This is a genomic window from Mesorhizobium sp. WSM4832 (assembly GCF_055811115.1).
In genome coordinates, this window is sequence record NZ_JBVVQH010000037.1 from 1 (window position 1) to 14,426 (window position 14,426).

Genomic DNA, 14,426 nt, shown 5'->3' on the forward strand with positions numbered 1-14,426 from the left:
CAGCTGCCCACGAACCAAACCAGCAGCCAGCCCGATCAACCTCTTGACCCCATGGTCCTCATGTGAGGGGAGAAGGGAACAGGCGCCACCCTCAATCGCTCTCTCTTGCGATCAGCTCCAGCGGCCAGACCTCGCGGATGATGCGCGGCCCTTCGGGGCCGGCGAAGGCGGGCAGCGAGGCCAGCAGCATTTCCGCCAGCCGCCGGCCCATAGCCTCCAGTGCCGGACGGAAGGCGGTCAGCGTCGGCGAGAAGTAGCGGCAGAGCGGCGTGTCGACGATGACGATCACGGCCATGTCATGGCCCGGCTTGATTCCCATCTCGGCCAGCGCCTTGCAGCCGCCGAGCGCCATCGCGTCATTGTTGAAGATGATGGCCGTCGGTGGGTCCTTGGAGCGCATGACTTGCGGCGTCACCTGGTAGCCGCCGGCCTCGTTGATGAAGCCGTCGGCGATCAGGTCGGGGTCGACCTCGATGCCGTGCCGCTTCAGCGCCTTGCAGTAGCCGTCGAGAAACAGGTAGCCGAAGTTGAGATCAAGTGAAGGGCGGATGGCGGCAATGCGCCGGTGTCCGCGCGCCACCAGGCGGTCGACGGCTTCATCACCCGCCCTCTCGAAATCGATATCGAGAGATGGATAGGTGTCGCCACCGGACTGGCTTCGGCCAAGCGTGGCGAAGGGAAAGCCGGCCTTGCTGAGATAATCAATCCGATCGTCTTCCCTTCGTGTATTGGCCAACACGACCGCATCGACCAAGCGCGTCTCAACCACGCGGCGCAACCGCTCCTGCTGATATTGGCCGGGCTCACCCATGACGACCATCAGATCGAGGCCATGCTCGGCGAGCTTCGCCTGCAGTCCGATCAGGAACGGGATGAAGAACGGCTCGCCATATTGCTGGTCGCCCGGATGCGGCTGCAGCATGAAGGCGATCGAATGGGTGGCGCCTTGCCTGAGGGCGCGACCGGACTGGTTGGGTGAATAGTTCAGCCGTTTGGCCGCATCGAGAACGCGCTGGCGCGTATCTGCATTGACGTCGGCACGGCCGTTCAGCGCGCGCGACACGGTGCCGATCGAAATGTTCAGATGACGCGCAAGGTCGTGGATGCTGGATGCCAAGGACGGTTCTCCCCCTGCCTTGGCTAGCACCGGCTGCCGCTGACGCCAAGGCTTCGGGACGATTTTTCGAAAGCAGCCGATTGACATTCTACGCCATCGGGTGTGTTCTCGTAAACGTTTACGGAAAAACGTTTACGGTGATGCCGTGAATGCCGTGACATTCGGCCTGGAGGGGCCGAACGGGAGGAACGCTGGATGATGAAGGCCGTCCTGGTCGGCTGCGGAGCCATGAGCAAGCGTTGGCTCGACGCCGCAAGGCAAATCGACGGGCTCGACGTTGTCGGCCTTGTCGACCTCGATGCCGAGCGAGCGCAGGCGAGGGCGCGCGAGTACGAGCTCACCAAGGCCATCGTCGGCACCAGCCTTGACGCGGTTCTCGACCAGGCAAAGCCGGATGCCGTGTTCGACGTCGTGGTACCGGCGGCCCGGCGCGAAGTCGCCTTTTCCGCGTTCGCCCATAATTGCCATCTCCTGACCGAGAAACCGCTCGCCGACAGTCCGCAAAACGCCCGCGCCATCATCGAGGCGGCCCGTCGCGCCGGACGCATCCATGCCGTCGTCCAGAACCGCCGCTACGTCGCCAATGTCAGGCGCATCCGGCGGTTTCTGGACTCCGGCGTCATCGGCAAGCCGACCAGCATCCATGCCGACTTCTTCGTCGCGCCGCATTTCGGCGGCTTTCGCGAGGAGATGGCGCATGTGCTGTTGCTCGACATGGCGATCCACACTTTCGATGCCGCCCGGTTCATGGTCGGCGGCGAGCCGGCCAGCGTCTATTGCCAGGAATGGGAGCCGGCCAATTCCTGGTACCGGCAGGGGTCGTCGGCCAGCGCGATGTTCGACTTCGGCGGCGGCAAGGTCTTCACCTATGCCGGCTCCTGGTGCGCCGATGGCTTCCGCACCAGTTGGGAAGGCAGCTGGCGCATCGTCGCCGAGCGCGGCAGCCTCATTTGGGATGGCCATGACATGCTGAAGGCGGAGGTGGTGGCGCCGGGCCGCGACGGCCTGATCGACAACACCCGGGCGATCGAGGTTCCGCCGCTCGATCCCGCCGACCGGGTCGACGGCCATCTCGGCATCATCAAGGATTTCATGCACGCGATCGAGACCGGGACCGAGCCCGAGACGCGCGGCGCCGACAACATCAAAAGCCTCGCCATGGTCTTCGGCGCCATCGAAAGCGCCGAGACCGGCCGCCGCGTGGCCATCGCACAGGAAACGCAATGATGCCAAACCCGCTTCTCGACATCCGGATCGGCACCATGGTGCGGGCCAATCTCAACGACCCGGCAGCCTATGTCAGGCAGATCCTGCCGCTCGGCTTCGAAAGCATCCAGCCCTTCTTCTGGCAGACGCTGGGCGGCAAGGATCTTGGCCGCCTTGCCGGCGAGATCCGCGAGGCGATCGGCGATGCCGATGTCGTGGTTTCCTCGATTGGAGTGTTCGGCAATCCGCTGGAAAGCGGCGAGGTCGATCGCGGTGTGCTCGCGGCCTGGGAGACGGCGATCGACAATGCGCATCTGTTCGGCACTTCCATGGTCAGCGGCTTCACCGGGCGTATCCGCGGCAAGAAGCTGACCGACAGCCTGCCGCGCTTCCGCGAGGTCTGGGGCCCGCTGGCAAAACGCGCCGCCGACAAGGGCGTGCGCATCGCTTTCGAGAATTGCGCCATGGACGGCAATTGGGCCAGCGGCGATTGGAACATCGCCCACAATCCTGATGCCTGGGAGCTGATGTTCAACGAATTGCCGGACGACAATCTCGGCCTGGAATGGGAACCCTGCCACCAGCTCGTCTACTTGATCGACCCGATCCCGCAGATCCGCAAATGGGCGCCACGCATCTTCCACGTCCATGGCAAGGACGCGACGGTGCGCTGGGATGTGATCCGCGAGCACGGCGTGTTCGGCCGGCTGCCGTTCGTGCAGATGCGCACGCCAGGCTTCGGCGACAGCGACTGGGCGCGGGTGATCAGCGAATTGCGGCTCGCCGGATACAAGGGCGCCATCGACATCGAAGGCTGGCACGACCCGGTCTATCGCGGCGATCTGGAGATCACCGGTCAGGCGCGAGGGCTGGAGTATCTCAAGCAATGCCGGGGAGGGGCCAGCTACCTGCCGAACCCGATGTGAGAAAAGCCGGCGGGAGGAGCCGGCCGGCCAAGTGCGGCGCATTGCCGAAGCAAATGTCGAAACCCTCGCGCTTGCGAGGACAAAAAAGGGAGGAACTTGCATGAGCATCGCCAACAGAACGACACTTCTGCGCACGGCCGTCGTGGCTGCCACCACGGCGCTCGCCGCCGCCATCTCGACACTGCCGGCCCACGCGCTCGACGCGCAATGGTGCAAGGACGTCCACATCCGCTTCTTCGTCGGCGGCGCCGAGGGCGATGCCTTCGGCACCATCGTCTACAATGGCGCCAAGCAGGCGGCGGCAGATCTCGGCTCGAAGGTCGATTACATCTTCTCGGGCTGGGACGTCGAAAAGATGGTGCAGCAATTGCGCGAGGCGGTGGCGGTCAAGCCCGCCGGCATCGCCATGATGGGCCATCCCGGCGACGCGGCGATCATGCCGCTGGCCGAACAGGCGCATAAGGACGGCATCAAGATGATGTACCAGAACGTGCCGGTGCCGACGGTGACGACGGCGTTCGGCGGCGGCTATGTCGGCGCCCAGCAGGAACAGCAGGGACGCGCGCTCGGCGCCGAGGCGTTCAAGCTGGCCGGGCTGAAAGCCGGCGACAAGGCGATCATGATCGGCCCGTTCGAGAATGAGAGTCGCGGCGCACGCGAGCGTGGAACCGTCGCCGCCTTGAAAGAGGCCGGCATCGATGTCGTTCAAATCAACTCCGCGACCGAGTGGGCGGCCGATCCGAATTTGGCGATCCCGGTGATCACCGCGGCACTGCTCAACAATCCCGGCGTCAAGGCGGTCGGCTATCCCGGCGGACAGATGCTCGGCAATGTGCCGACCTATATGCAGTCGGCGGGCAGGAAGCCCGGCGATATCTTCAATTTCGGCTTCGACACCAGCCCGCAGATCGTCGAGGCCTTCAAGGGCGGCTGGGTGCAACTGACGGCCGACCAGCAGCCATTCATGCAGGGCTATCTGCCGATCCTCAGCCTTTGCCAGCAAGTGGTGCTGGGTCTTGCGCCGATGAATGTCGACACCGGCGCCGGCTTCGTCACGCCGCAGAACTACGAGATCGTCTCAGAGCTCGCCAAGCAGGCGCTGCGCTGACCTCCCAAGGCTGCCGGCCGGGCTAACCCGGCCGGCAGGACCGCCGGAAAGGGGCCGGCAAGCGACAATCAAGCGAGGATCCGATGGCCGAACGCATCATCGAACTGCGCGACATCAAGAAGTCCTATGGCCAGGTCTATGCGCTGGGCGGGGTCAATCTCAGCGTCGACCGCGGCGAGGTGGTCGGCCTGATCGGCGACAATGGCGCCGGCAAATCGACGCTGATCAAGATCCTGTCCGGCGTCGTCAAGCCGACCAGCGGCGATATCCTGGTGCGCGGCCAGCCGGTGACCGGATGGAGCGCGGCGCGCTCGCGCGACGCCGGCATCGAGACGGTGTTCCAGGACCGGGCGCTGGCGGTGCAGCAGACCATCGTGCGCAACATCTTCATGGGCCGCGAACTCACCGGCTTCATGGGCTTTCTGAAGGTCAACAAGGAGATCGAGGAGGCGAGCCGGCTGATGCGCGAGATCGGCTTCACCTCGAAGGTGTTCACGCCGCACTCGATCGTCGGCCAGCTTTCCGGCGGCGAGCGCCAGGGCGTGGCGATCGCGCGCGCCATCTACAAGCAGGCGGAGCTGATCATCCTCGACGAGCCGACGACGGCGCTGTCGCTGACCGAGACCGCCAAGGTCTTCCATTTCGTGCGCCAGGTGCGGGCGAGCGGCCGCTCGATCCTGTTCATCGGCCACAACATCCATCATGTCTTCGACATCGCCGACCGTTTCGTGGTGCTGGACCGCGGCAAGGTGGCGCTGACCACTGATCGCAGCGAGGTCAAGTCGGCGGAGGAGCTCATCAACTTCATGGAAGACGTGGCGCATCCGGGCGGACTGCCCGGACTGCACGATGGCGGCGAGACGGAGCAGAGAGCGCGATGAGCAAGGCCATGGAACCCGATCTGCAAAGCCCTTTCAGCGGTTCAAGCGGCGATACTGTCGGCAAGGAATGGAGGCATCCGTCCGATCACTGGCTGCGCGGCTTCGTCATCGACAACCGTGCCTCGCTCGGCACGCTCGCCGTGTTCATCGTCATGATGGCGGTGTTCATGATCGCCAACCCGACCGTGTTCACCACCTGGTATCTCTACAGCTCCGTGCTGACGACGCTGCCGGTGGCGCTTTTCGTGGTGGTGCCGCTGGTCTTCGTCGTCACCTGCGGCGAGATCGACCTGTCGTTTCCGGCGACGATGGGTTTTGCTTCCTGGGTGTTCTCGCTGGTTGTGCAGGCCGGCTACGATCTGTTCCTCGGCATTGCCGCGGCACTGGTCACCGGCGTGCTGCTCGGCTTGCTCGTCGGATCGCTGGTCGTCTATGGCGGGCTGTCGTCGCTGATCGCCACGCTCGGCATGAACTTCCTGCTGCGCGGCCTGATCCAGATCATCAACGAGGGCAGATCGATGGCGCTGACCGGCCTTGCCGACAGCTCGGCCTACAAGATCTTCTCCAGCCAGGTCTACGGCATCCCGGTGCAGATATTCTGGGCCATCGCCTTCGTGGTGCTGTCGGCGATGCTCTACAACCGCCACCGCTTTGGCGCGCAGGTCAAGGTGGTTGGCGACAATCCCGACAGCGCCAAGCAGATGGGCATCGACGTCAAATGGGTGCGGGTGAAAGTATTCGTCTTCGTCGGCATCGGGGCCGCGATCGCCGGCACATTCTCGGTGATGATCAACTTCACCTGGTGGCCGACCGCCGGCGACGGCTACCTGCTGCCGGTGCTGGCGTCGGTGTTCGTCGGCGGCACCCCGACCTGGGGCGGCATCGGCACGGTAGCCGGCGGCGCCATCGGCGCGGTTACGGTGTCGTTCATCCAGACCGGCGTCGTGGCGGCGGGCCTGAGCGGCTTCTACGTCCAGTTCTTCAACGGGCTGATCATCATCCTGTCGCTGCTCGGCCACAAATGGAACCAGGCAAGGTATCGGTAAGGGGGCTGCTCAAATGCCGGTGACAAATCCGTCCAGCACGCGTTTCTGGCCGGCCTTGTCGAAGTCGATGGTCAGCTTGTTGCCTTCGATGGCAGAGATGTTGCCGTTGCCGAATTTCTGGTGGAAGACACGGTCGCCGACGTTGAAGGCGGACGGCGTGTCGGCGACGGATTTGGCGACCAGTTCGCCGTCGATGGTGCGGCCCTTGACCGAGGTGCGGCCGGCGCCATAGCCGCTGTCAGTCTCGCCATAACCGATGCGCTCGACCTGATGGCCGGAGCGGGTGCCCCAGTTGCGGTCGGTCGCCTCGGTGCGGTTGGCCTGCGCGCGTTGCCAGCCAGGCGTCGCATAGGTGCTGGAGAAGCTGCCCTGATCCTTGGCGCCGATATTGTCGAAGCGCGAGGCGCCATAGGGGTTCTGGCGGCCGCCACCGCGTCCTGATGCAAAAGCGCCGCCGCCATAGGGATTGCCATAGCCGCCGTAGCTATTGCCGCTATCGGCGACTTCGACATGGGTTTCCGGCAGTTCGTCGAGGAAGCGCGACGGGATCGTCGACTGCCATAGCCCGTGGATCTGGCGGTTGGAGACGAACCAGATGTGCAGGTTCTTCTTGGCCCGCGTCAGGCCGACATAGGCGAGCCGCCGCTCTTCCTCCAGGCCCGAGCGGCCGCCTTCGTCGAGCGCGCGCTGGTGCGGAAAGAGGCCTTCCTCCCAGCCGGGTAGGAAGACGGTTTCGAATTCGAGTCCCTTGGCGGAATGCAGCGTCATGATCGAGACGGCGTCTTGCCCGGCATTCTGCTCGGCATCCATGACCAGCGCCACATGTTCGAGGAAGGAGCGCAGCGACTCGTATTCCTCCATCGAGCGGATCAGCTCCTTGAGGTTTTCCAACCGTCCGGGCGCTTCGGCAGAGCGGTCGTTCTTCCACATGTCGGTGTAACCGCTCTCTTCCAGGATGGTCTCGGCGAGCTCGGTATGCGGTGTCGTTTCCAGCGCCTTCTGCCAGCGCTCGAAATTGGCGGCGACCTCGCGCAAGGCGGCGCGCGGCTTCGGTTTCAGCTCGTCGCTTTCGGCTAGCGTGGCGGCTGCCTCCAGCATCGGAATGCGCATGGCCCGCGCCGTGTCGTGGATCTGGCGGATGGTGGCTTCGCCCAGGCCGCGCTTCGGGGTGTTGACGATGCGCTCGAAGGCAAGATCGTCGCCGCTGTTGGCGACGACGCGGAAGAAGGCCAGCGCGTCGCGGATTTCCAGGCGCTCGTAGAAGCGCGGGCCGCCGATGACGCGGTAATTCAGGCCGAGCGTGATGAAGCGGTCTTCGAAGGCGCGCATCTGGAAGGACGCACGCACCAGGATCGCCATGTCGTTGAGGTTGTGCCGATTCCCTTGTTTGTCGGGGCGCTGATAGGCCTCGATGACGTCGCCGACGGCTCTCGCTTCTTCCTCCGAGTCCCAGGCGGCATGGACAAGCACCTTGTCGTCCTCGGGATCGTTGCGGTCGGTGAACAGCGTCTTGCCGAAGCGGCCTTCATTGTGGGCGATAAGGTGAGAAGCGGCACCGAGAATATGCGCGGTGGAGCGGTAATTGCGCTCCAGGCGAATGATGGTGGCGCCCGGGAAATCCTTGTCGAAGCGCAGGATGTTGTCGACCTCGGCGCCGCGCCAGCCATAGATCGACTGGTCGTCGTCGCCGACGCAGCAGATGTTGACTTTGTTTTCGCTCACGGCCGCGCGCTCGCTCCGCTCGCTGGCCTCCGCGGGGGCGGCCTGACCGGCCGACGCCCGGTCGGGCTTGCGGCCTTCGGTCGGGTAGGCACTCGCGGAGCGTCCCGCACTGGGCCGCTGCGCCAAGAGCCGCAGCCACATGTACTGCGCGGTGTTGGTGTCCTGGTACTCGTCGACCAGGATGTATTTGAAGCGCCTGTGGTATTCCTTCAGCACGTCCGGATAGGCGCGGAAGATGCGGATGGGATGACAGAGCAAGTCGCCGAAATCGCAGGAATTCAGGGTCTGCAGCCGTTCCTGATAGGCCTTGTAGAGCTGGCGGCCCTTGCCGTTGCCGAAGCTGCGCGCGTCGCCTTCGGCAATCTCGTCGGGCCCGAGGCCCTTGTTCTTCCAGCTGTCGATCATCTGCGCGAAGGTCTTGGCCGGCCAGCGCTTGTCGTCCAGCCCCTCGGCCTGGATCAGCTGCTTGATCAGCCGCACCACGTCGTCGGTGTCGAGGATGGTGAAATCCGATTTCAGCCCGGCAAGCTCGGCGTGGCGGCGAAGCAGCTTGACGCCGATCGAGTGGAAGGTGCCGAGCCACGGCATGCCCTCGACATTGCCTTCGCCGATCAGGATGCCGATGCGCTGCTTCATCTCGCGCGCGGCCTTGTTGGTGAAGGTGACGGCGAGGATCTGCGAGGGGAAGGCCCTGCCGGTGGCAAGGATGTGGGCGATGCGGGTGGTGAGCACCCGCGTCTTGCCGGTGCCGGCGCCGGCCAGCACCAGAACCGGGCCTTCGGTGGTTTCGACAGCGAGCCGCTGCTCCGGGTTCAGGCCCTTCAGATAATCGGGCGCGCTGTGCTGGCCGCTGCGCGCCGCCATGGCGCGCGCAGCTATGCCGGACGGGGCCGCGGGCCGCGCATTCGGTTCATCGAAAAAAGGCATGTCCTCGGAAAAGCCCGACATCTCCCCCGAATGTAGTGATTCGGCAGCGAAAGACCAGAACTGTCTACGTTTTGTTCTAGTTTCGCGTGTCTGGCTTCAACTTGACAGCCGGAGCGGGTGAGGGAAAGCTGCCGGCAGGGCAGGGACGGCATGACGTCTCTAAAGCCGCTCCGGAGCGGTTCATCGTTTCACGGAAACGCCGAACCGCTCCATCTTTTTGTTCTAACGCAATTCCGGACGGAAAACCGCTTCACACTTTTCCTGGAATTGCTGGAAGCGCGCAACAGTCGAAGGAGCACCGTCTTGGCTGTCACCATCACCTCCCTCGTCCTCTTCCTCATCGGCCTGGTTCTCGGCGGAGGCGGCATCTGGCTCGCCGTGCTGGGCGGCAGTTGGTATTACCTGGTCGCCGGCCTGGTCTTGCTGGTCACGGCCTGGCTGCTTTTCAGGCGCAGGTCGACATCGCTGTGGCTCTATGCCTTGTTCGTGCTCGCGACTTTGTGCTGGGCGGTCTGGGAAATCGGTTTCGACTGGTGGCAACTCGGTCCGCGCGGCGGCGTCATCGTGCTCATCGCCTTGTGGCTGCTGACGCCATGGGCAAGGCGAGGTCTGAGAGGGCCGGACGGGCGCGCGCCGCTGATCCTGGCCGTGCTCGCCTCGCTCGCGGTCGCCTTCTATTCGATGACGGCCGATCCCAAGGATATCGGCGGCACGCTAGGCACGGAAAAGGCGGCGACGGCGGCAAATCTCGGCGGCGACGTGCCCGCCGGCGAATGGCACTTCTACGGCCGCACGCCTTTCGGCCAGCGCTATTCGCCGCTCGACCAGATCACGCCCGACAATGTCGCCAAATTGCAACCGGCCTGGACCTACCGCACCGGCGATATCAAAGGCCCCGACGATATCGGCGAGACGACCTATCAGGTGACGCCGCTGAAGATCGGCGATGCGCTGTTCATCTGCACGCCGCATAATTTCGCCATCGCCATCGATGCGGCGACAGGCAAGGAGAAATGGCGATACGACCCGAAGGTCAAGCTCGACCCCGACCGCCAGCACCAGACGTGCCGCGGCGTGTCCTACTATGCCGACGCCAAGATCGCCGCCGGACAGCCTTGCGCCGGGCGCGTCTACCTGCCGACCTCGGATGCGCGGCTGATCGCGCTCGACGCCGCGAACGGGCAGGTGTGCCCGTCCTTTGCCGAGGGCGGCACGCTGAACCTGATGGCCAACATGCCCTATCCGAAGTCGGGCTATTACTATTCGACGTCGGCACCGCTGATCATTGGCGGCAAGATCATCGTTGGCGGCGCGGTCAACGACAATTATTCGACCGAAGAGCCGTCCGGTGTCATCCGCGCCTATGACGCTGGCACCGGCGCGCTGTTGTGGAACTGGGATTCCGGCAATCCGGATGTGACGACGCCGCTGCCCGCCGGGCAGAATTACACCCACAACTCACCCAACATGTGGTCGACGGCGAGCGCCGACGAGAAGCTCGGGCTGCTCTATCTGCCGCTCGGCAACCAGACGCCGGACCAGCTCGGCATGGGCCGCAGCGCCAATGTCGAGAAATTCTCGTCCTCGATCACCGCGCTAGACCTCAACACCGGGCAATTGCGCTGGGTGCGGCAGACCGTGCATCACGATTTGTGGGACATGGACGTGCCGGCTCAGCCGACGCTGGTCGACATCACCACGGCGAGCGGCGTCGTGCCGGCGCTGGTCGGGCCGACCAAGCAGGGCGATCTCTACGTGCTCGACCGGCGTACGGGCGAGCCGATCATCCCGGTCAAGGAAGTGCCGGCGCCAGGCGGCGCGATCGAGGGCGATCATGCCTCACCGACGCAGCCGAGCTCCGATCTTTCGTTCAATCCGAAGCCGCTGACCGGCGCCGATATGTGGGGCATCACCATGTTCGACCAGCTGGCGTGCCGGATCGAGCTGAAGAAGCTGCGCTATGAGGGACGCTACACGCCGCCGTCGCTGCAGGGCTCGCTGATCTATCCCGGCAATTTCGGCGTCTTCAACTGGGGCGGCGTCGCGGTCGACCCGGTGCGGCAGGTGATGTTCGGCATGCCGACCTACCTCGCCTTCACGTCCAAGCTCATCCCGCGCGCGGACGTGCCGGCGCCGGGCGACAACACCAAGGGCAGCGAGCAGGGGCTGAACCGCAACGACGGCGCGCCTTACGCGGTGGTGATGGGGCCGTTCCTGTCGCCGCTCGGCATTCCCTGCCAGGCTCCGCCCTGGGGCTATGTCGCCGGCGTCGACCTCAAGACCGGAAACATCGCCTACAAGCACCGCAACGGCACTGTCTATGACATGACGCCGCTGCCCCTGCCGCTCAAGGTCGGCGTGCCGGGCATCGGCGGGCCGATGATCACGGGGGGCGGTGTCGCTTTCCTTGGCGCCGCGGTCGACGATTATCTGCGCGCCTATGATCTCACCACCGGCAGGCAGCTCTGGCAGGCGAGGCTGCCAGCGGGCGGACAGTCGACACCGATGACCTACACGGTGGCCGACGGCCGCCAATTCGTCGTCATCGTCGCCGGCGGCCACGGCTCGGTCGGCACCAAGCCGGGCGACTATGTGATGGCCTACACGCTACCGAAATAGATTCAGGTGAGGCTGGCAAAGATTTCCGTTCATTTCCGTGAAATCAGCGCAAACGCCGGGGATTGGTTGAAGCCGTCCCAGCGTCGTCATTCTATGGCGGAGCAAGGAGCGAAGCGACGCGGCGCAGACCATAGAATCCATGCCGTGACTTCGAAGCGTTGCTGCGGTGCAGAATTCTGCTCCGTTGCACTCCTTGGCTAAGGTAACGGCATGGATTCCAGGGTCTCCGCGACGGAGCTTCGCTCCTGCTCCGCCCTAGAATGACGATCGCGGCGAGCGTTTCGGCCAATCTCCAACGCATGCCACCTGCCAACGCAAACAGAGCCGACCGGTCAAAATCCCAGACTCCTGACCTAAACCAAGCGCTCTTGACTAGGCCACGGCCTGGCGGGCCGGCAATTGCATTTCTGCGCTGGCGACTTCGCCGCGAGCCGCCAGCGCGAGGATCTCGCCGAAGGGCGCCGGGCGGCCGAGCAGGAAGCCTTGCGCCTCGTTGCAGCCTTCGGCGCGCAGGATCGACAATTGGCTGTGCGTCTCGACGCCCTCGGCCAGCACCGGGATGTGGAGGCTCTGGCCGAGCGCCAGCACGGCGCGGATAATGGCCTTGGCTTGCGGGCTGGTTTCAACCTCGGACATGAACGAGCGGTCGAGCTTGATCTTGTCGAACGGGAAGGACCGCAGCGTCTCCAGCGAGGAATAGCCGGTGCCGAAATCGTCGATGGCGATGGTGACGCCCAGCGCCTTGATCCGCCGCAGGATGTTCAAGGTGCGGATCTTGTCGGCGATGATGGTGGTTTCGGTGATCTCGAGTTCCAGCCGGCTCGGCCGCAGTCCGGTCTCGAGCAGGATCTCGTGGACGAGCTTCGGCAGGTCGCTATGGGCGAACTGGACCGGGGAGAGATTGACCGCGACCTTGTACGGATGATCCCATGAAGCGGCCTTGGCGCAGGCGGTGCGCAGCACCCACTCGCCGAGCGGCAGGATGAGGCCGCTTTCCTCGGCAAGCGGAATGAACTCGACCGGAGAAATATTGCCCCTGGTCGGATGCTTCCAGCGCAACAGCGCCTCATAGCCGCGGATGTCGCCGGTCGAGACCGAGGTCTGAACCTGGTAGTGCAGCTCGAGCTGCCCATTCTCGACGGCATCGCGCAGATCGTTGGCCAGTGTCCGGTTGGCGCGGACGGCCTCGTCCATGGCCTGCTCATAGAAGCAGACGTTCTGGGTTATGTTCGCCTTGGCGCGATACATCGCCAGGTCGGCATTGTTGACCAGGGTTTCGCGGTTGTGCGCGTCGTTGGGATAAAGGGCGACGCCAAGACTGGCGCCGGTGGCGGTTTCGACGTCGGCGAACCTGACCGGCGCGAACAGCGCCGCTTCAAGGCGTGAAATGAAATCGACAAGGTCCGACTGGCTCTTCACGCGCTTGACGCCGGCGAACTCGTCGCCGCCGAGGCGGGCGACGAACTCGCCTTCCTGCAGCAGAGCGCTCATGCGATCGGCCAGGATCTTCAGGGTCTGGTCGCCAGCGCCGTGCCCCCAGATATCGTTGATCTCCTTGAACCGGTCGAGATCGATGCCGACGATCGCCACCTTGCCGCAGAGCTCGCGGGCGCGGTCGATCTCGCGGTCGAGATGGTCGTTGAAGTTCGCCCGGTTGGGCAGGCCGGTCAGCGTGTCGTTCATGGCCAGGTGATGCAGGCGTTGAAAGGCTTCGGAGCGCGTCCGGTCGTCGATCAGATAGCTGGCAAGGCCGGTGCCGATGATGATCAGGCCGGCAACGGCGACGCCGAGCGCCATGGCGTGCAACGCCAGGGTATCGGTGTTGGTGCCGTGCGTTGCCAGCGGCGTCACCTCAACCGCCGCCATGGCGGTGAAATGCAGGCTGACGATGGCCAGCACCAGAATGGCCGCGCCCCAATAGTTGCGGCCGGATATCTTCTCTTTCAGGGCGACGCTGACGGCGAGGCAGGCAAACACCACGGAAAGCAGGACAGAGGCAACGATATAGGCAGCGTTCCATTCGACGATGCCATCGACATGATAGGCCGCCATGCCCGTGTAGTGCATGCCGGAGATCGCGAGGCCGACGATGACGCCTCCGACGATCGGGGCAATGCGCGGGGCGTGGGTCGTCGCCGTGATGAAGCCGGCGGCGGTGCCGGTGATGGCAATGAACAGCGAGGCGATCGTCAGCACCGGATCGAAGGTAATCGGGGCGCCGGGATCATAGGCCAGCATGGCGATGAAATGCGTACACCAGATGGATGATCCCGCGCAGACCGAGGTCAGGAAATGCCAGCCGACCTGCTGCAGGCCCTTGGCTTCATGCGCACGCAGGAAAAGCCTGATGGTCGCCCAGGAGCCGGCGCTGCAGACCAGCGCCGCGACCAGCACGAGCCATAAATTGTGATCGACTGTCACGCAGGAGATGACGCGCATCATGGCCGGGTAGCCTCTTTGTTCTGGGAGGGCGCCGGCCTTCTTCCCTCGTCAGATCTCTCCGCCCGGTGTCCGTCGGTGCGAACGACCGATTTGCCTGTCGGGCGAGGGGTTTGACGCAGGCGATAAAAGGCAGCCGCCCCCAAAATGCGGATACCGATAGTTCCATCAGCACAATCTGATGCAACCTCTAATGGGTGGTTAATCGCAATTAATGGACGCCACGAAGTTCTGGGGAATGGTTTCCAGAATGTGTATGATAGCTCTCCTGCTGCGCATAATATCGATATTTTCTATCGGGGATGGGGCTCGGGCTTCCCTTCGTTCATGCATCAAGATTGCGTTCGGAAGGCCCCGGCATGTGGGTCCTCTGGTCAGGGCAGCGCGCTCGTCCGGCGTGAACAGGCGCGGCGCCGATAGCGGAGCAAAGCATGT

The 14,426-nt window shown here is 64.2% G+C and carries 9 protein-coding genes; 6 read left to right on the top strand and 3 right to left on the bottom strand.

Annotated features, from left to right (window positions below):
• Positions 1-91: 91 nt before the first annotated feature.
• Positions 92-1,117: a LacI family DNA-binding transcriptional regulator gene (locus tag AC0L2L_RS32500; RefSeq protein ID WP_473583891.1), complete on the bottom strand. Its 1,026-nt coding sequence runs from the start codon at positions 1,115-1,117 to the stop codon at positions 92-94.
• 195 nt (positions 1,118-1,312) lie between these two features.
• Between AC0L2L_RS32500 and AC0L2L_RS32505 the strand changes: the two genes are divergently transcribed.
• The 5 genes from AC0L2L_RS32505 (at position 1,313) to AC0L2L_RS32525 (ending at position 6,284) form a co-directional block, all read left to right on the top strand.
• Positions 1,313-2,344 carry a Gfo/Idh/MocA family protein gene (locus AC0L2L_RS32505; protein ID WP_473583892.1) on the top strand — a complete coding sequence of 344 codons (1,032 nt, stop codon included), beginning with the start codon at positions 1,313-1,315 and terminating at the stop codon, positions 2,342-2,344.
• Complete coding sequence (locus AC0L2L_RS32510; protein ID WP_473583893.1) at positions 2,341-3,249, top strand: sugar phosphate isomerase/epimerase family protein; 909 nt, start codon at positions 2,341-2,343, stop codon at positions 3,247-3,249. The genes AC0L2L_RS32505 and AC0L2L_RS32510 overlap by 4 nt, the downstream gene beginning before the upstream one ends.
• A 100-nt stretch (positions 3,250-3,349) precedes the next feature.
• Positions 3,350-4,357 carry a substrate-binding domain-containing protein gene (locus AC0L2L_RS32515; protein ID WP_473583894.1) on the top strand — a complete coding sequence of 336 codons (1,008 nt, stop codon included), beginning with the start codon at positions 3,350-3,352 and terminating at the stop codon, positions 4,355-4,357.
• An 83-nt stretch (positions 4,358-4,440) separates the two neighbouring features.
• Positions 4,441-5,238: an ATP-binding cassette domain-containing protein gene (locus AC0L2L_RS32520; protein WP_473583895.1), complete on the top strand. Its 798-nt coding sequence runs from the start codon at positions 4,441-4,443 to the stop codon at positions 5,236-5,238.
• Positions 5,235-6,284: an ABC transporter permease gene (locus tag AC0L2L_RS32525; RefSeq protein WP_473583896.1), complete on the top strand. Its 1,050-nt coding sequence runs from the start codon at positions 5,235-5,237 to the stop codon at positions 6,282-6,284. Before AC0L2L_RS32520 ends, AC0L2L_RS32525 begins: the two co-directional genes overlap by 4 nt.
• A gap of 9 nt (positions 6,285-6,293) precedes the next feature.
• Here AC0L2L_RS32525 and AC0L2L_RS32530 read toward each other — a convergent pair whose 3' ends face one another.
• Positions 6,294-8,954, bottom strand: a complete 2,661-nt coding sequence (locus tag AC0L2L_RS32530; protein ID WP_473583897.1) for an ATP-dependent helicase — start codon at positions 8,952-8,954, stop codon at positions 6,294-6,296.
• Positions 8,955-9,236: 282 nt separating this feature from the next.
• Between AC0L2L_RS32530 and AC0L2L_RS32535 the strand changes: the two genes are divergently transcribed.
• Positions 9,237-11,552, top strand: coding sequence for a glucose/quinate/shikimate family membrane-bound PQQ-dependent dehydrogenase (locus tag AC0L2L_RS32535; protein ID WP_473583898.1), 2,316 nt, complete (start codon positions 9,237-9,239; stop codon positions 11,550-11,552).
• A 372-nt stretch (positions 11,553-11,924) separates the two neighbouring features.
• Here AC0L2L_RS32535 and AC0L2L_RS32540 read toward each other — a convergent pair whose 3' ends face one another.
• Positions 11,925-13,994 carry a putative bifunctional diguanylate cyclase/phosphodiesterase gene (locus AC0L2L_RS32540; RefSeq protein ID WP_473583899.1) on the bottom strand — a complete coding sequence of 690 codons (2,070 nt, stop codon included), beginning with the start codon at positions 13,992-13,994 and terminating at the stop codon, positions 11,925-11,927.
• Positions 13,995-14,426 lie beyond the last annotated feature (432 nt).